The sequence below is a fragment of the Pilimelia terevasa genome (assembly GCF_014647915.1).
Taxonomy (GTDB): Bacteria; Actinomycetota; Actinomycetes; order Mycobacteriales; family Micromonosporaceae; genus Pilimelia; species Pilimelia terevasa.
In genome coordinates, this window is the sequence record NZ_BMQC01000009.1 from 64000 (window position 1) to 79657 (window position 15658).

The following is a 15658-nucleotide window of genomic DNA, read 5'->3' on the forward strand; positions in this document are numbered from 1 at the left end:
TTCACTATGGGAAACAAGCCTCCAGGAAACGCGTCGACCGTTTCCTCCCCACGTAACCGCAGCGCGACCGCCGCGCTCACGGTCGCCTGCATCGCCCTGCTGACCGATGCGGTGGTCTACGGCATCGCGGTGCCCGTCCTCCCCCGGCTGGCCGTCGACCAGGGCGCCGGCACGCTCGGCGTCGGCGTGCTATTCGCCGTCTACGCCGGCATGCTGGTGGCGGTCACGCCGCTGGCCGGCTGGTGGATCGACCGCCGCGGCAACCGGGAACCGATGATCGTCGGCCTGGTCGGCCTGGCCGCGGCGACGCTCCTGTTCGCGCTGGCCACCGGCCCGGTGATGCTGTACCTCGGGCGGGGCCTGCAGGGCGCCGCCGCCGGCCTGAGCTGGACGGCCGCCCTCGCGCTCATCGCCGCGACGCACCCGCCGGAGAAGCGGGGGACGGCGATGGGCGCGGCGCTGTCCGCGTTCGGGGTCGGCACCCTGCTCGGCCCGGTCCTGGGCGGCCTGCTCAGCGAGTGGTTCGACCCGCGGGTCCCGTTCTTCGTCGCCTTCGCCCTCGCGCTCGCCGACGGCGCCGCCCGGTGGTGGCTGATCCCGGCGCACCAGCCCCGCGGCGAGCGGCCCGCCGCGAGCGGCGTGCGCGGCTGGCCCGGGGCCGGCCTGGTCATCCTCCTCACGGTCACCGGCGCCGGCCTGCTCGCGTTCCTGGAGCCGGTCCTGCCGCTGCACCTGTTCGACACCGTGCAGGCCGGGCCGGGCGCCATCGGGCTGGTGTTCGGCGCCGCCGCGCTGATCGCGGCGTGTGTACCGCCGCTGGTCGGGATGGTCCTGCGGCGGGTGCGCGCCGGGCTGGTCGCCACCGCCGGCTGCCTGGTGGCCGTCGCCGGGTTCGTCGGGATCGGGCTGTCCGAGGGCGTGTTCTGGGCCGGGTTCTGGCTGACGGTCGTCGCTGTCGGCAGCGCCGGGGTCCTCACGCCGACGCTGACCCTGATGGCCGACATCGCCGAGTCGCGCCGGCCGCCCGCCTACGGGGCCGTCTACGCGATGTACACCATCGCCTACACCGCCGGGCTGACCGTGGCGCCGCTGGCGGCCGGCGCGCTGGCCGGGCACTGGGACTTCGCCGTGGCCGCCCGGGGTGCCGCCGTGGCCGCCGGGGTCGCCGCGGTGGTGATCGTCGTGGCCGGCCGCCGCACCCCGCGCGCGACGGGGGCGCCGGCCGGGCCGTCCCCGCGCGCCGCCGAGCCGTCGCCATAGGACTCGCCGGGCGCATCACTACGGGGATCCGTGATGGATAGTCCGACGGCTCCCGCCATATGCTTCCCGCGTCTGTCAGGGAACTTCGGAGTGATCCGGGAAAGGATGGTGGAGGAAGATGGACATCACTTTCGAGATCGTCGAGGAGCAGGTCGACAGCCTGGAGTCGGTAGGCGTCGAGGAAGGCTGCTCGACCACGACGACGTGCTCCTCGCTCGACGTTTCGGACGTCGAGTTCGAGTGACCGCCAGCACCCGTTGCTAGGGGGAGCCCGCGGCCGGCGATCCGGCCGGCCGCGGGCTCCTTCTGGCATTTGCCACGCCTACGGAAAGGACCCACTGATGAACAGTCGTCTCACGCGTCTCGCCCTGGTGACCGGCACCGCCGCGCTCGCGCTCACCACCACCGGCGGCCCGGCCCTGGCGGCCCCGGCGCCGACGGTGGCCGTGTCGCCGTCGACCGGGCTCGGCGACGGCCAGGTCGTCACCGTGACGGGGGCCGGCTTCACTCCGGGCAAGTTGCTGGCCGTCGGCCAGTGCGAGATGGAGAACCTGCACTGCGCGCTGGATGACGACCTGGAGGTCACCGCGGACAAGAGCGGCGCCTTCAGCACCCGGATCACCGTCCGCAAGGCGTACAAGGGCACCAACCCGAAGGACCACACCGAGCAGGCCGTCGACTGCGCGGCCCAGGCGTGCAGCATCGCCGCGGTCGACCCCGCCGACGGCGGCGACAACGTCGAGTACGGCGTGTCCGAGACCCTGTCGTTCTCCTGAGCCGCCCCGTGGGGAGTCCCGCCCGCGCCGGGACTCCCCACGGGCGCGCCCGGCGGGCGACCGCGTTCCCGGGCGGCCGGTCCGCCGTTCCGGGTTGGACGGACATCATTTCCGGGGCGGCCGCACCACTTGTTTCCGGGGCCTGCTACCACGATTTTCCGTGGGCCGGCCGAGGAGAGCGCTTTCGTAGGATGAGGTCGTCGCCGCCACCTGTCGCGGTCCTTCTTCCGGGAGCTACTCCAGATGATGATCACCAAGCGGGGCCGCGGCCGGTACCAGGGCGCGTCGGCGGCCGCGATGAAGCACCACTACGACGTCTCGAACGAATTCTTCCGCCTCTGGCTGGGGCCGACGCTGGCCTATTCGAGCGCCCTGTGGGAGGACGGCGAGACGGATCTGGAGACGGCCCAGTACCGCAAGATGGACTACCTGATCGACCAGGCGGGGGTCGCCCCCGGCGACCGGGTGCTGGACATCGGCTGCGGGTACGGGACCGAGCTGCGGCGGATGATCGAGCAGTGCGACATCCGCGCGGGGGTCGGGGTGACGCTCAGCGAGTCCAGCGTGTCCTTCGTCCGGGCGCAGCAGGTGCCGCGGCTGGAGATGCGGTGGGAGAACTGGGTCGACCACCGCCCGGTCGAGCGCTACGACGCGGTGCTCTCCGTGGAGGCGTTCGAGCACTTCGCGCGGCCCGGCATGTCGGGTGCCCGGAAGATCCGCGCGTACCGGCGGTTCTTCGCGGCTGTCCGCGCGATGATCAAGACGGAGGGGAAGTTCGCCCTCCAGACGATCACCTGGGGGCGCCGGTTCCCCATGGAGCGGCAGCTCCTCGCCGACCTGTACCTGGCGACGAAGGTGTACCCGGAGTGCAACCCCGCGTACCTCGGGGAGATCCTGCGGGCCTGCGACGGCCTGTTCGACGTGGTCGCCCTCCGCAACGACTTCACCCACTACTCGCGCACCACCGCGGCATGGGTGCGGCGCCTGGAGGACAACTGGGACACCGCCGTGGACCTCATCGGCGCGCAGCGGACCGCCGACTTCCACCGGTGCATGAACACCGGCGTCCGCGGCTTCGCCGAAGGCTGGTTCCACCTGCACCGGCTCACGCTGCAGCCGGTACCGCGGCCGTCCGCGCCCGCCCGCCGGTTCTTCGTCAACAACGTCCTGGGCCTCGGGCCGACGCCCGCCTCGGCCAGGTACCAGCCGGTCTGACCCGCCCGGGCCGACGGCACCGGCGGGCCGCCGGGCCTCACGGCCGCGCCGCCAGGTGCGCCCGCAGCACCTCCAGCCCGGCCTCCGTGCCGACCGCCGGCCGGTAGCCCAGGTCGCGGCGGGCCGCGCCGATGTCGAACCAGTGCGCGGTCGTCAACTGCTGCACCAGGAACCGGGTCAGCGGCGGCTCCGACCGGATCCCGGCCAGCCCGTAGCCGGTCTCGACCCCCCAGGCCAGCACGCGCGCCAGCGCCACCGGCAGCCGCCGGGTCGGCGCCGGCAGGCCCGCCGCGGCCAGCCACAGGGCGAGGATCTCGCCGATCGGGCGCGGGTCGTCCTGGGTGACGAAGTACGGCCGGCCGGCGATCGCCGCGCCGGGGCCCAGCCGCCGGACCGCCGACACGTGGGCGTCGGCCGCGTTGTCCACGTACACGGTGTCCACGAGCCAGCCGGCGTCGCCGATCAGCCACAGCCGGTTCCGCCGCGCCTGCCGCACCAGCCGGGGCAGGAAGTGCGGGTCGCCCGGCCCCCAGATCAGGTGCGGCCGGAGCGCGACGGTGGCCAGGGTCGCGCCGCTGGGCAGCGCGGTGCCGTTCGCCGCCAGCACCATCCGCTCGGCGATGGCCTTCGTGCGGGGGTACGCGGCGGCGTACGCGGCCGGGTAGCCCACCGACTCGTCCACCCCGGGCAGGTCGGCGCCGCCGTGCACCACGCTCGGGCTGGAGGTGTACACGAGCCGGGCGACGCTGAGCCGCCGGCACGCCTCGATGACGTTCCCGGTGCCGCCGACGTTGGTGTCGTGGAAGTCGGCCGCCGGACCCCAGTGCCCGGCGCGGGCGGCGCAGTGCACCACGGCCGCGCACCCGGTCACGGCCCGCTCGACGTCGGCGAGGCGGCGCACGTCGCCGTACACGGGCTGCCCGTCGGGCGGCGGCCGCCCGTCGGCGACCGGGCGGCGGTGCATGGCCCGCACCTCGTGACCGGCCCCGGCCAGCCGCGCGCACACCGCCCGGCCCAGGAACCCCGCGCTGCCGGTGACCAGTACCCGCACCGCCGCCTCACCGCCGCCGCGGGGCGAGGAACCGGCCCCGGCCGGCGGTGACGCCGTAGCCGGGGGCGAAGGTGCCGCGGCGGCAGACCACCGCCCCGGCCACGCACACCGCGGCGACCGCGGCGTCGTTGCGGTTCACCATGCGGGACAGGCCGCCGAACACCTCCATCGGCGCCTCCGCGTAGGCCTCCACCGCGTCGTCCAGGCCCGGGGGGTGGATCACCGCCAGGTCGGCGCGGTCGCCCGGGCGCAGCCGGCCCGCCGGCAGGCCGAACCAGTCGGCCAGCTCGCCGGTGAGGCGGTGCACGGCCCGCTGGACCGACATGAACGGCCGGCCGGCGCGCTGCGCGTCGCGGACCCGCTTGAGCAGCCGCAGCGGGAAGTTGTAGAAGGCCATGTTGCGCAGGTGCGCGCCCGAGTCGGCGAAGCCGATCTGGATGCCCGGGTCGGCGCTGAGCCGGTCCAGGACCGCGGGGCGGTGGTTGGCGATCGTGGTCCGCCAGCGCACCTTCGCCCCGTGCGCGGCGACCAGGTCCAGGAAGGTGTCGACCGGGTGCGCGCCGCGGCGGTCGGCCAGCTCGCCGAACGTCGCGCCGACCGCCGCCCCGTCCGGGCAGGCCACGATCAGCGCGTCGTGCAGGTCGCGGTGCCAGCCCTTGGGCGGGAAGCGGCGGCGGTAGTCGCGGCGGAACCACGACCGGTAGTGCGGGTCGCGCAGGAGCCGCCGCCGCTGCACCTCGTCGCGCAGGTGCAGCGCGGCGGCCGTGGCGCCGAACTCCTCGAAGATCACCAGGTCGATGCCGTCGGCGTACACCTCGAAGGGCAGCGGCAGGTGCTGCCAGCGCACGTCGGCGCGGCCGTAGCGGTTGGCCAGCCGGGCCGCGCGGCCCGGCAGCGCGGCGAAGGCCGGCGCCGACTTGGGGTCCAGCGCCGTCAACAGCGTCGTGGCCAGCGGCCGCCGCACCCCGAAGCCGCAGCTCGACAGCAGGAACAGGACGGCGTTCAGCGGCATGGCCGCGTTCGGGGCGCTCTGCAGGACCGCGCCGCGGTCGCGCAGCACGCGGTGCAGCCGCCGGTACTCCCGCCAGCTCGCGTACGTCGAGGGCAGCCGGGCCGACCGGTACCGGTCGCCGCCCAGCCGGGAGAACGGACTGGTCATCGTGGACAGCCCGAGCAGCCCGGCGTCCAGCGCCCCGCCCAGCAGCGACTCCATCCGGCGCAGCTCGGCGCCGGTGGGCCGCAGCCCGGGCCGGACCGCCCGGCCCAGGCCCAGCACGTGCGCGCGCAGGTCCGAGTGGCCGAGCAGCGCGGCCACGTGCGGCCCGAGCGGCAGCGCCGACAGCGCCGCCACGTACCCGGCCGGCCCGGACCAGGTCCGGTGCCGGCGCAGCGCGTCCAGCACGTGGGACCGCGGTACCGCCTCCACGCGGCTGAACAGGTCGGCGCAGTCCACCGGGTCGCTGTACACGGTGGACAGCGAGCAGTTGCCCATCACCACCGTGGTCACCCCGTGTCGGACCGACTCCGGCAGGCCGGGGCTCAGCAGCACCTCGGCGTCGTAGTGGGTGTGCACGTCCACGAAGCCGGGCACCACCCAGGACCCCGCGGCGTCGAGCACCTCGCCCGCCCCCCCGACCGGGAGCGGGGTGGCGGAGACCGCGGCGACGCGCCCGTCGCGGACGCCCACGTCGGCGCGCACGGGCGGGGCGCCGGTGCCGTCGAAGACCAGACCGCCGCGGACCACGAGGTCGTACGGCCCGTCCGCGCCGGCACGGTCCGGCGTGACAGCGTCGGCGCGGTCCGGCAGGACGGCGTCGGCGCTGTCCGGCGGGGCAGCGCCGGCACTGTCCGGCGTGGCGGCGCCCACCGTCAGCTCCGCGCGACGGTGCGCAGCTTCTGGGCGATGAGCCCCACCAGGCGCAGCGGCGTACCGGCCCGCAGCGCCTCGCCGTCGCTGATGCGGACGGCGAAGCGGTCCTCCACCCGCGCGGTGAGCTGGAGCATCGACATTGAGGTGATCCCGTACGCCGTGAAGGGCGTGTCGTCCAGCCGGACCGCCTGCCGGACCACCCGCGGCTCCACCGCGCAGGCCAGGTCCACCACTTCCACGAAGATCTCGTCGCGCGACAAGGCGTTCCCTTCCGGTCAGGTGTGGTAGACGAACGTGCTCAGCGCGGTGGTGACGCCCGAGGACGCCACCAGCAGCAGCACCCGGCTGCCGTCGCGCAGCTCGCCGCGCTGCGCGGCCCGCGACATCGCCACCGGGACCGAGGCCGAGACGGTGTTGGCGGAGTGCCGGTGGCCGAAGTGGAACAGCCGGTGGTCGATGTCGCAGCGGTCGAGCAGCACCCGGCTCATCCCGTCGCTGGCCGCGTGGCCGAACACCACGTCGGGCGGCGCGGCCGAGAACCGCGGCTCCTGCCGGTAGTGCTCGACCAGCTTCCGGCCGGCGAACTCCATCAGCCGGGTGCCGTAGGAGACGAACTGGAGGGGGGCGACGTCGCCCTCGGGCAGGCTCGGGCCGAAGAACCCCTCGGCCCCGGGCAGCGGGACATAGCAGAGCTGCCACTTCTCGCCGTGGGTGCGGAAGTCCGCGTCGAAGCCGGTCGGCGCGGCGGAGGCGGTGAGGACGGTGGCCGTGGCGGCCTCGCCCACCGTCACCGACGGGTGCCAGTGCAGGTACTCCTCCAGGTGGGACAGCGCGTAGCGGTAGCTCTCCCGGGCGCCGAACTCCGCGTTGAGGATCATCACGTTCCGGTACCGCCCGGCGGCCAGGAACGCCTGCGCCACCTCCAGCGACCGGACCCAGCTCGCGCACGCGTCGCACACGTCGAAGGCCGTCGCGCCGGTGAGGCCGAGGCGGGCCTGGAAGGCCGTCGCGGACGCGGGTTCCAGGACGCCCCGGCCGACCCCGGTGTAGAGGAGCAGGTCGATCTCGGCGCGGTCGATCCCCGCCCGCTCCAGCGCCCGCTCCCCCGCCTCGGCGGCGAGGTCGAAGGCGTTCTCGTCGGCGGCGCGGTGGTACCGCACCCGGGTGTCGCAGGCGGCGAAGCTGCTCTCCAGCAGCCGCTCCACCGTGGCGAGGTCGGCGGCGGGGAGGAGCTGCCCGCTGCCGGCGCGCACCCGCTCCAGCACCTCGTCGTTGGTGACGACGCGGGACGGGAGGACGTGCTCGATCGCCAGGAATCGCATCGGCTTCCTTCAGGTCAGCAACGCGCGGGGGCCGCCGCCGCCCGGCGGCCGTCCACTGGAGTCACCGTAGGACAGGGCCCGCCGCCAGCCACCCCGGAAATCCGTAGTCATCCGCCCGTACCGGCGGAAGCGGACCCGGCGCCGCGGCCGGCCGGCGGGAGCCAGCCCCGGCGAAGTGGCGCTTTCCCCGGCCCGCGGGGGGCGGCGATGCTGGGGTGATGACAGGAGCAGCGACCGTCGCCGGGGTCCGCGGGCAGTTCGCGCCGGAGACCACCTACCTGAACACCGCCAGCCTCGGCCTGCCGCCCCGGCAGGCGGTCGACGCGACGTCCGCCGCCGTGCGGCGGTGGCAGGCCGGGGACTTCCGCACCGCCGACGCCGACGCGGTCGTCGCCCGCGCGCGCCGCCGGTACGCGGACCTGGTCGGCGTACCGGCCGACGAGGTGGCGGTGGGCGCCAACGCCAGCGTCTTCGCCGGCCTGGTCGCCCACGCCGTACCCGACGGCGGCGAGGTCCTGACCGCCGCCGGGGAGTTCACCAGCCTGCTGTTCCCGTTCCTGGCGCAGCAGGGCCGCGGCGTGCGCGTACGCGAGGTGCCGCTGCACGCGCTGCCGGCGGCCGTCGGCCCGCGGACCGACCTGGTGGCGGTCTCCGCCGTCCAGTCCGCCGACGGGCAGCTCGTCGACCTCGACGCGCTCGCCGCGGCCGCGGCGGCGGCCGGCGCGCGGGTCCTGCTGGACACCACCCAGGCGGTGGGCTGGCTGCCGCTGGGCGCCGGCCGCTTCGACTACACCGTCTGCGCCGGGTACAAGTGGCTGCTCGGCCCGCGCGGCACCTGCTTCTTCACCGTCCGCCCGGGCGCCGGGGCGGGCCTGGTCCCGTCCGCGGCGAGCTGGTACGCGGGTGCCGACCCCGCGACCAGCCTGTACGGCGGGCCGCTGCGGCTGGCCGCCGACGCCCGGCGGTTCGACGTCTCCCCCGTCTGGCAGTCCTGGATCGCGCAGGAGGCCAGCCTGGAGCTGGTGGCCGCGGTCGGCCTGCCGCGGCTGCACGCGCACGCCGTCGACCTGGCCAACCGGCTGCGCGCCGCCTGCGGGCTGCCCGACGGGGACTCGCCGATCGTGAGCCTCGGCCAGTGCCCGCGGCTCGCCGACCGGCTGGCGCGCGCCGGCATCACGGCCAGTACCCGCGCCGGGCGGCTGCGGCTGTCCTTCCACCTGTACAACGACGTCGACGACCTAGCCCGGGTCGGCGAGGCGCTCGCCGGCCACACCTGCGTCAGGAGCGGCTGACCGCCCCCGGGGTGACCACGACCGACGAGGCGAAGTCGTCGCCGTCGTCCCCGCCGCCGTCATCGTCGTCGCCGTCCCCGCCGCCGCCGCAGCCGGCGCCGACCGCGAGCGCCAGTACCGCCGCGACCGCCCAGGTGACCCGCCGTGCGCTCATCGTGTCCTCCGCCTGCCCGCCTGCCACCCCTGCGGTGGCCGTCCCCGACCAGAGTGGCATGCCCGGGACCGGCAGTCAGCCACCTCCGCCGGCGACCGGGAGGTTCCCGCGTACGGGTCGCCCGGTCGGAGCGGCCGCCCGCCCGCCGCGCGCCGGGCGGGCGACGGTCAGAGCCAGCCGGAGCGGCGGAACCGCCAGTACAGCGCGACGGCGACGGCGAGCATCAGGGCGATGACGGCCGGGTACCCGAGGGTCCAGTCCAGCTCCGGCATGTTCTCGAAGTTCATTCCGTAGATGCCGGCGATGACGGTCTGCGCGGCCAGCAGGGCGGCCCAGGCGGCGATCTTGCGCATGTCGTCGTTCTGGGCCACCGAGATCTGTGCCATCCGCGCCTCCACCATGGAGTTGAGCAGGTCGTCGTACCCGTTGAGCTGCTCCACCGACTGCACGACCTCCTCGCGGAGCTGGCGCAGGTGCCGGCGGACCTCCTGGGCCAGGTCGGGCTCCTCGCCCTCGGCGAGCGCGCCCAGGGGGCGCTGGGCGGGCACCATCGTGCGGCGCAGCTCGACCAGTTCGCTCTTGAGCTGGTGCGCGCGGCCGATCAGGCTGCCGTCGGGCGCCTCGCTGAAGACCTGCTCCTCCAGTGCGCTGATGTCCCCGGCGACGGCCTCCAGCGCGGCGGGGTACCCCGAGACCACCTGCTGGACGACCGTACGCACGACGGCCCAGCGGTCGGCCCCGGCGCGGCGGCGGTGGTCGCGCAGGACATGGGCCGCGGCGGCGAGGACGCCGTCGCCGCCGCGGTGCACCGTGACGACGTAGTGCGCGCCGACGACGAGCGTGAGCTGTCCGGTGCGCACGCGTGCGCCGCTGCGGTCCAGGGTGCCGATGTCGAACCGGAGCGTGTCGTCGGCACCGGCGTCGGCGACGTCCAGCGCCTCGCCCAGGTCCAGGACGCGGGACAGCTCGGCGAGGCGGTCGGCCGGCGGGTTGCTCAGGGCCAGCCAGACGAAGGCGCCCTCGCCCGCCGGCTTGCGGGCCAGCGCCTCGCCGAACGGGTCGTCGATCTCCCGCCAGCGGCCGTCCGCCGCGTGCAGGCACACCACGACGCCGTCCTCGTCCGGCTCACATCCCGCCTTGCCCGGCTCACATCCCGCCTCGTCCAGCCCACATCCCGCCTTGTCCGGCCCACCTCTCGCCTTGTCCGGCCCACCTCTCGCGTTCTCGGTCACGGCAGCCTCTCGTCGCGGTCGCGCGTCCGCGGCGACGACGGGCCGCCGCGGCCGGCGGTGCCGGCGCGCCAGCGGCGCGCGGCGGCCCGGCCGGCCCACCGGAGATATCCGCGGGCGCCCGCGCCGAAACGGCCGGCCGTCAGGGCGAGGCGGCGAACAGGGGGCCGGCCAGGTACTTCAGGCCGCTGTCCACCTGGACGGTCGCCACCCGGTGGCCGGGGCCCAGCCGCGCGGCCAGGCGGATCGCGGCGACGAGGTTGGCGCCGGTGGAGGGCCCGCACAGCAGGCCCTCCTCGCGGGCGGCGCGGCGCGCCATGGCGAAGGCGTCGGCCTCGGCGACGGCGAGCACCTCGTCGTGGTCGGCGGGGGCCAGCAGCGGCGGCCGGGCGCCGATGCCGCCGCCCTCGATCTGGTGGCTGCCGGCCGGGCCGCCGGAGAGCACCGCGGACTCGGCCGGTTCGACGACCACCCGCCGCAGCCCCGGGTACGCGGCGCGCAGGGCGCGGGTGGCGCCGAGGAAGCAGCCGGCGGTGCCGACGTAGGAGCAGAAGGCGTCGAGGCCGGCCGGGCCGGGGAGCTGGGCGGCCAGCTCCGCGCCGAGCCGGTGGTAGCCGGGCAGCATGTCGGTGTTGTGGAACTGGTCGACCAGGTACGCGCCGGTCTCGGCGGCGATCTCGGCGGCCCGCCGGGTCATCGCGGGGACGAGGTCGGGCGTCATGCCGTACGGGCTGGGGACCAGTTCGACCTCGGCGCCGAACGCGCGCATCGTGCGGATCTTCTCCACAGCCGCGGCGCCGGAGGAGACGACCCGCAGGGGGTGGCCGGTGGCCGCGCAGACGAAGGCGAGCGCGGAGCCGGTACTGCCGACGCTCGCCTCCACCACCGCCTGCCCGGGGCGCAGCCGCCCGTCGGCCGCGGCCGCCTCGATGATCGACAGCGCCATCCTGTCCTTGTACGAGCCGGTCGGGTTGGCGCCCTCCAGCTTCACCCAGACCTCGGCGTGGCCGGCGTCGACGAGCCGGGCGAGCCGGACGACGGGCGTGCCGCCCACGGCCGCGAGGCTCCCAGGTCGTGCGGACATTCCACTCTCCCTACCGGTCGCGCGGCCGCCGGCCGGCGCCGCCAACTGCGCATCCGTGCAAAGGTGCCCCCCGGCGAGAGCTTGTCCCGCCCGGGCGCGACCGACAACATCGATGAAGGTGACTGCCTTGGCGCCGCCCCCGAGCGTCCCGGCGACCCCGCCCCCCAACGAACGGACTCCCTCATGAAGCGAACCTTCTGGATCGCCGCGGCATCCACCCTCCTCATCCTGCCCGCCGCCGCCCCGGCCGCGGCGGCACCCGCCGACCCCGGCAGCACGCGCATCGTCGGCGGCAAGGAGCTGACGGCGCTGGAGCAGAACCCCGGGGCGACCGGTCTGCACGTGCAGACCGACGCGCCCGGCAACGGCGGCTTCATCTGCGGCTCGACGCGGATCGGCCCGACCTGGGTGCTGACCGCCAAGCACTGCATCGTCGACAAGTACACCTACACCGGCGTGTCGACCCACACCATCAAGCGCAGCGAGGGCCCCCGCCCGAAGATCGTCAAGATCATCAAGCACCCGAAGAAGATCGACCTCGCGCTGGTCCAGATCGACGACGCCAACGCGCCCGGCAAGATCGTGACCTTCACCGACAAAGGCCCCGCGATGGGCGCCGTGGTGCGCAACTACGGGTGGGGCCGGGTCAACGCCAACGACCCGAGCCCGGTCCTCAAGGTCGCCGAGGGCACGGTCGCCCGGTACTCGCAGAGCCCGGTGACCAACCCGATCGACCTGACCGAGGGCATCGACCTGATCTTCAAGCCGACCGACGGCCTCTGCTGGCTCGGCGACTCCGGCGGCCCGCTGCTGGACACCGAGGGCCGGATCGTCGGCGTGACCTCGTGGAGCAACGGCAACGGCACCATGAACGGCATCTGCGCCCACCTGTCGCTGGCCCACATGGGCACCGCCAAGTGGATCAGCGAGACGACCGGGATCGCCCCGGGGACCAGCTTCCCGCCCGCGGGCTGACCACCCACCGGCACCGCGCACCGCCACACCCGCGCACCGCCACACCCCCGCACCCGCACACCGCCACACCGCCACACCGGCACCGCACAGCGCCGGCACCCGACCCGACGCCGTCCCGGAGGTACCGCCGCCATGTCCCTGTCCCGCCGGGGCCGGCCCGCCCGCCTGCTCGCCGCCCTGCTCGCCGTCGGCGCGTCCGGGGCGGTGCCGGCCGCCGCGGACGCCGGCACCGCCCCGCCCCCCGGAAAGCTGATCATGGCGGGGGCGGGGGCGGTGCCCGACGACTTCGTGGTGGTCCTCCGCGACGAGGCCGTGGGCTACGCCGCGGTGCCCGCGGTCGCGGCGCGGCTGGCCGGCGCCCACCGGGGCCGGGTCGGCCACACGTACCGGCACGCGCTGCGGGGCTTCCAGTTCCGGGGCGACGCCGCCGGGGCGGCCGGGATCGCCGCGGATCCCGCCGTCCGCTACGTGGCCCAGTCGGGGACGAGCCGGACCGCGGGCGGCGGCACCCAGCGGGACGCCACCTGGGGCCTGGACCGGATCGACCAGCGCAGGCTCCCGCTCGACAGGACGTTCACCTACCCCGACGACGGGGCCGGCGCGACCGTCTATGTGGTCGACACGGGCATCCGGTACGGCCACGCCGAGTTCGGCGGCCGCGCGGTCGCCGGGTACGACGCGATCACCGAGGGCGGCGGCGCCGTCGACTGCAACGGCCACGGCACCCACGTGGCCGGTACCGTCGGCGGGCGCACGTACGGCGTGGCCCGCGCGGCCCGGCTCGTCGGCGTGCGGGTACTGGGCTGCGACGGATCCTCCCCCGACTCCATGTCGGTGAAGGGCATCGACTGGATCGTCGGACACGCCAACGGGCCGTCGGTGGTCAACATGAGCCTGCGCTCGGACCCGCCGTTCCTGCCCACCGACGACGCCGTGCGCCACGCGATCGGGACCCGGAACATCTCCTTCGCGGTGGCCGCCGGCAACGGCGACCGGTACGGCCGGCCGATGGACGCCTGCAACGTGACGCCCGCGCGGGTCGCCGAGGCGGTCACGGTCGGCGCCACGCTCAGCTTCGACATCGCGGCCAACTACAGCAACCACGGCCGCTGCGTCGACCTCTTCGCCCCGGGCAGCCAGGTCACCTCGGCGTGGAAGGACGGCGACACCGCGACCAGGACCATCTCCGGTACGTCGATGGCCACCCCGCACGTGGCCGGCGTCCTGGCGGTCCTGGCGGCCCGGACGCCGACGGCGACCCCCGAGGCACTGGCCGCGGCGCTCACCCGGGCGGCGACGCCAGACGTCCTCACGAAGGTCCCCGCCGGCACCCCGAACCTCCTGCTGCACCTCGGCCCGCTCGGCTGACCGCGAGGCCGCGGGCCAGCCGCCCCACGAGATCCACTTCTCGCACGATCTGCCTGCCCCGCGGCCGGCGGGGTGGTCAAGGAAGGGGAACCAGCCATGGGTGAAACGGGGGGACGCTGCGGGCGGTGAAGTGCTGCCACGCCTCGCCGCAGGTGACGGCCTTGCCGCCGAGCCGGACGCCCGAAAACCGTCGCGGGTGATCCAGGCCAGCAGCGCCGAGGCGTCGATGACCAGCACCGGTAGTCCGCTCGACTGACTCACGCAGCGGCCCCGGCCGCCGGCCCGAAAAGCTGGCCCAGCAGCGCATCGTCCTCAGCGGACGCCGCCGGCGCCTCGACCGGGCCGACGTAGCGGTCCCCGTCCGGGTCGCGGCCCGCGGCGTCAGCGCGGCGCGCTTCGGCCAGCAGTTCGGTGGAGTCCGCACCGGCCAGGCCCTGGCTGTACGACCACATCTGGTCGACCAACGCCTGTGCGCTGACCACCCGTACTCCGCCGGTGTGATGACGTGATCTACGTGGCTTGCCATGGAGATCATGTCAGCCATGTCCGCACCATGGATAACGATGGCTCGTCGCCGGGCCTACCCGCGGGCAGATGTCTGGCGGATCCGCCGCCCCGATCCGGCGAACTGCTGCCGCCGTTGCCCACCGCCGGGGCATGATCGGACCGGACATCGGGTAGGAGACCACCACGACGGTCGGCCGTCCGGTGTTCCCACCTCGCTCTTTCCGGACGGGCCGGCCCGTCGGCGCAGGCCCCCGCCGGTGGCGCTCGACCCGCACCCGGCGGGGCGGCCGCGTCCACCATCCACCTCACCGGAGGTGGCCGCCCTGGGCGCCGCCGTCGCCAGCTTCGCGCAGTTCCTGACACCCCAGGCACGAAACGCCGACCGGCTCGCGTGTGGATCACCCAGGTCCGCGCGGCGACCTGCCTCCTCCGCACGCCTTCACCCGAGGATGTGCAGCGCGACCGCGACGCCGTGTAGGCCGCACTCACCCCTTCTGCGGCAACGGCCCGTCAGCGGGTCGCCAGGAGCCAGGCCAGCAGAGCCTTCTGGGTGTGCACCCGGTTCTCCGCCTGGTCGAGCACGGCGCTGCGCGGGCCGTCGAGCACCTCGTCGGTGATCTCCCTTCCGCGGTGGGCCGGCAGGCAGTGCAGGACGACGGCCGCCGGGTGGGCGTGCGCGAGCAAGGCGGCGTTGACCTGGTACCCGTGGAACGGCGTCAGGCGGTCCAGGCCGTCCGCCTCGTGGCCCATCGACGTCCAGGTGTCGGTCGCCACCACGTCGGCCCCCGACACCGCCGCCACCGGGTCGACCCCCGCGCTCACCGAACCGCCCGTCCGGCCGGCGATCTGCGCCGCCCGCCACAGCACCGCGGGGGCGGGGGCGAAGTCGCGCGGACCGGCCAGGCGCACGTGCATCCCGGCCGTCGCGCCCGCGAGCAGGTAGGACTGCGCCATGTTGTTGCTTGCGTCGCCGACGTACGCCAGCGTCAGGCCGGCCGGGCCGCCGCGGCGCTCGCGGACCGTCAGCAGGTCGGCCAGGAGCTGGCACGGGTGGAAGCCGTCGGTGAGCGCGTTGACGGTCGGCACGTCGACGCCCGAGGCGAGCGCCGCCAGGCGCGCGTCGCCGTGGGTCCGCATGACGATCGCGCTGACGTACCGGGCCAGCACCCGGCCGGTGTCGGCGAGCGTCTCGCCGCGGCCGAGGTGGGTGGTGGCGGCGTCCAGGACGATCGGGTAGCCGCCCAGCTCCGCGACGGCGACCTGGAAGGACACCCGGGTGCGCAGGCTCGGCTTGTCGAACAGCAGCGCGACGGAGCCGGTACCCGCCAGCGGGCGGCGGCCGCGGGGGTCGCCCTTCAGCGAGGCGGCGAGGTCGAGGACCTCGACCTGCTCGGCTGGGCTCAGGTCGTCGTCGCGCAGGAAGTGCCGGGCCATGGGTCGTCGCCTCCAGAGCTGCATGATCATGCGTACTATCGAATAGTTATGCGTAAACCCTAGGGTGACGCCCCCGCCCGGCGCAACGCACAATCGACGGCGGCGCGGGCGACCAGGAGGC

The 15658-nt window shown here is 75.2% G+C and carries 16 protein-coding genes; 7 read left to right on the forward strand and 9 right to left on the reverse strand.

The genetic code is table 11. From position 1 onward, the window contains the following. Positions 1 to 6 precede the first annotated feature (6 nt). From IEY75_RS13965 to IEY75_RS13975, 4 genes are all read left to right on the forward strand, one after another. Positions 7 to 1260, forward strand: coding sequence for an MFS transporter (locus IEY75_RS13965; protein WP_189114770.1), 1254 nt, complete (start codon positions 7 to 9; stop codon positions 1258 to 1260). Between the two features lie 118 nt (positions 1261 to 1378). Beyond that, positions 1379 to 1504: a hypothetical protein gene (locus IEY75_RS21290; protein ID WP_268244352.1), complete on the forward strand. Its 126-nt coding sequence runs from the start codon at positions 1379 to 1381 to the stop codon at positions 1502 to 1504. Between the two features lie 97 nt (positions 1505 to 1601). Then, a complete protein-coding gene (locus IEY75_RS13970; protein ID WP_189114771.1) occupies positions 1602 to 2036 on the forward strand; it encodes an enediyne antibiotic chromoprotein in 435 nt (144 codons plus the stop codon). 243 nt (positions 2037 to 2279) lie between these two features. Further along, the gene (locus IEY75_RS13975; RefSeq protein WP_189114772.1) at positions 2280 to 3251 is read left to right on the forward strand and encodes a class I SAM-dependent methyltransferase; all 972 of its coding nucleotides are present in this window, start codon (positions 2280 to 2282) and stop codon (positions 3249 to 3251) included. 37 nt (positions 3252 to 3288) lie between these two features. Here IEY75_RS13975 and IEY75_RS13980 read toward each other — a convergent pair whose 3' ends face one another. Genes IEY75_RS13980 through IEY75_RS13995 form a run of 4 tightly spaced genes read right to left on the reverse strand, consistent with a single transcriptional unit; the run spans position 3289 to position 7494 of the window. Continuing rightward, complete coding sequence (locus IEY75_RS13980; RefSeq protein ID WP_189114773.1) at positions 3289 to 4302, reverse strand: NAD-dependent epimerase/dehydratase family protein; 1014 nt, start codon at positions 4300 to 4302, stop codon at positions 3289 to 3291. A gap of 7 nt (positions 4303 to 4309) precedes the next feature. Continuing rightward, complete coding sequence (locus tag IEY75_RS13985) at positions 4310 to 6169, reverse strand: N-acyl-D-amino-acid deacylase family protein (protein WP_229789683.1); 1860 nt, start codon at positions 6167 to 6169, stop codon at positions 4310 to 4312. 2 nt (positions 6170 to 6171) lie between these two features. Further along, positions 6172 to 6432, reverse strand: a complete 261-nt coding sequence (locus IEY75_RS13990; protein ID WP_189114774.1) for an acyl carrier protein — start codon at positions 6430 to 6432, stop codon at positions 6172 to 6174. 15 nt (positions 6433 to 6447) lie between these two features. Continuing rightward, positions 6448 to 7494, reverse strand: coding sequence for a 3-oxoacyl-[acyl-carrier-protein] synthase III C-terminal domain-containing protein (locus IEY75_RS13995; protein WP_189114775.1), 1047 nt, complete (start codon positions 7492 to 7494; stop codon positions 6448 to 6450). A 218-nt stretch (positions 7495 to 7712) separates the two neighbouring features. On the opposite strand from IEY75_RS13995, the gene IEY75_RS14000 reads away from it, so the two are divergent. Further along, positions 7713 to 8786, forward strand: a complete 1074-nt coding sequence (locus IEY75_RS14000; RefSeq protein WP_189114776.1) for an aminotransferase class V-fold PLP-dependent enzyme — start codon at positions 7713 to 7715, stop codon at positions 8784 to 8786. On the opposite strand, the gene IEY75_RS14005 is transcribed toward IEY75_RS14000, so the two are convergent. The 3 genes from IEY75_RS14005 to IEY75_RS14015 form a co-directional block, all read right to left on the reverse strand. Next, positions 8773 to 8940 carry a hypothetical protein gene (locus IEY75_RS14005; protein ID WP_189114777.1) on the reverse strand — a complete coding sequence of 56 codons (168 nt, stop codon included), beginning with the start codon at positions 8938 to 8940 and terminating at the stop codon, positions 8773 to 8775. The two genes, IEY75_RS14000 and IEY75_RS14005, sit on opposite strands and share 14 nt — an antisense overlap. 167 nt (positions 8941 to 9107) lie before the next feature. Then, positions 9108 to 10172 carry a CorA family divalent cation transporter gene (locus IEY75_RS14010; RefSeq protein WP_189114778.1) on the reverse strand — a complete coding sequence of 355 codons (1065 nt, stop codon included), beginning with the start codon at positions 10170 to 10172 and terminating at the stop codon, positions 9108 to 9110. Positions 10173 to 10311: 139 nt separating this feature from the next. Further along, on the reverse strand, positions 10312 to 11253 hold the full coding sequence (locus tag IEY75_RS14015; protein WP_189114779.1) for a PLP-dependent cysteine synthase family protein: 942 nt from the start codon (positions 11251 to 11253) through the stop codon (positions 10312 to 10314). Positions 11254 to 11436: 183 nt separating this feature from the next. Here IEY75_RS14015 and IEY75_RS14020 point away from each other — a divergent pair, with 183 nt between their 5' ends. Further along, on the forward strand, positions 11437 to 12228 hold the full coding sequence (locus tag IEY75_RS14020; protein WP_189114780.1) for a S1 family peptidase: 792 nt from the start codon (positions 11437 to 11439) through the stop codon (positions 12226 to 12228). A 132-nt stretch (positions 12229 to 12360) separates the two neighbouring features. Next, positions 12361 to 13596, forward strand: coding sequence for a S8 family peptidase (locus IEY75_RS14025; protein WP_189114781.1), 1236 nt, complete (start codon positions 12361 to 12363; stop codon positions 13594 to 13596). Positions 13597 to 13853: 257 nt separating this feature from the next. Here the strand turns inward: IEY75_RS14025 and IEY75_RS14030 are convergent, their stop codons facing one another. Both IEY75_RS14030 and argF read right to left on the reverse strand, forming a co-directional pair. Beyond that, complete coding sequence (locus IEY75_RS14030; protein WP_189114782.1) at positions 13854 to 14078, reverse strand: hypothetical protein; 225 nt, start codon at positions 14076 to 14078, stop codon at positions 13854 to 13856. A 535-nt stretch (positions 14079 to 14613) separates the two neighbouring features. Further along, complete coding sequence (argF, locus tag IEY75_RS14035) at positions 14614 to 15537, reverse strand: ornithine carbamoyltransferase (protein WP_189114869.1); 924 nt, start codon at positions 15535 to 15537, stop codon at positions 14614 to 14616. Between the last annotated feature and the right edge of the window lie 121 nt (positions 15538 to 15658).

Bases quoted from the DNA above. Each gene is read 5' to 3' on its own strand.
- IEY75_RS13965 (WP_189114770.1), top strand. From the start codon at position 7: ATGGGAAACAAGCCTCCAGGAAACGCGTCGACCGTTTCCTCCCCACGT.
- IEY75_RS21290 (WP_268244352.1), top strand. From the start codon at position 1,379: ATGGACATCACTTTCGAGATCGTCGAGGAGCAGGTCGACAGCCTGGAG.
- IEY75_RS13970 (WP_189114771.1), top strand. From the start codon at position 1,602: ATGAACAGTCGTCTCACGCGTCTCGCCCTGGTGACCGGCACCGCCGCG.
- IEY75_RS13975 (WP_189114772.1), top strand. From the start codon at position 2,280: ATGATGATCACCAAGCGGGGCCGCGGCCGGTACCAGGGCGCGTCGGCG.
- IEY75_RS13995 (WP_189114775.1), bottom strand. From the start codon at position 7,494: ATGCGATTCCTGGCGATCGAGCACGTCCTCCCGTCCCGCGTCGTCACC.
- IEY75_RS14000 (WP_189114776.1), top strand. From the start codon at position 7,713: ATGACAGGAGCAGCGACCGTCGCCGGGGTCCGCGGGCAGTTCGCGCCG.
- IEY75_RS14005 (WP_189114777.1), bottom strand. From the start codon at position 8,940: ATGAGCGCACGGCGGGTCACCTGGGCGGTCGCGGCGGTACTGGCGCTC.
- IEY75_RS14015 (WP_189114779.1), bottom strand. From the start codon at position 11,253: ATGTCCGCACGACCTGGGAGCCTCGCGGCCGTGGGCGGCACGCCCGTC.
- IEY75_RS14020 (WP_189114780.1), top strand. From the start codon at position 11,437: ATGAAGCGAACCTTCTGGATCGCCGCGGCATCCACCCTCCTCATCCTG.
- IEY75_RS14025 (WP_189114781.1), top strand. From the start codon at position 12,361: ATGTCCCTGTCCCGCCGGGGCCGGCCCGCCCGCCTGCTCGCCGCCCTG.
- argF (WP_189114869.1), bottom strand. From the start codon at position 15,537: ATGGCCCGGCACTTCCTGCGCGACGACGACCTGAGCCCAGCCGAGCAG.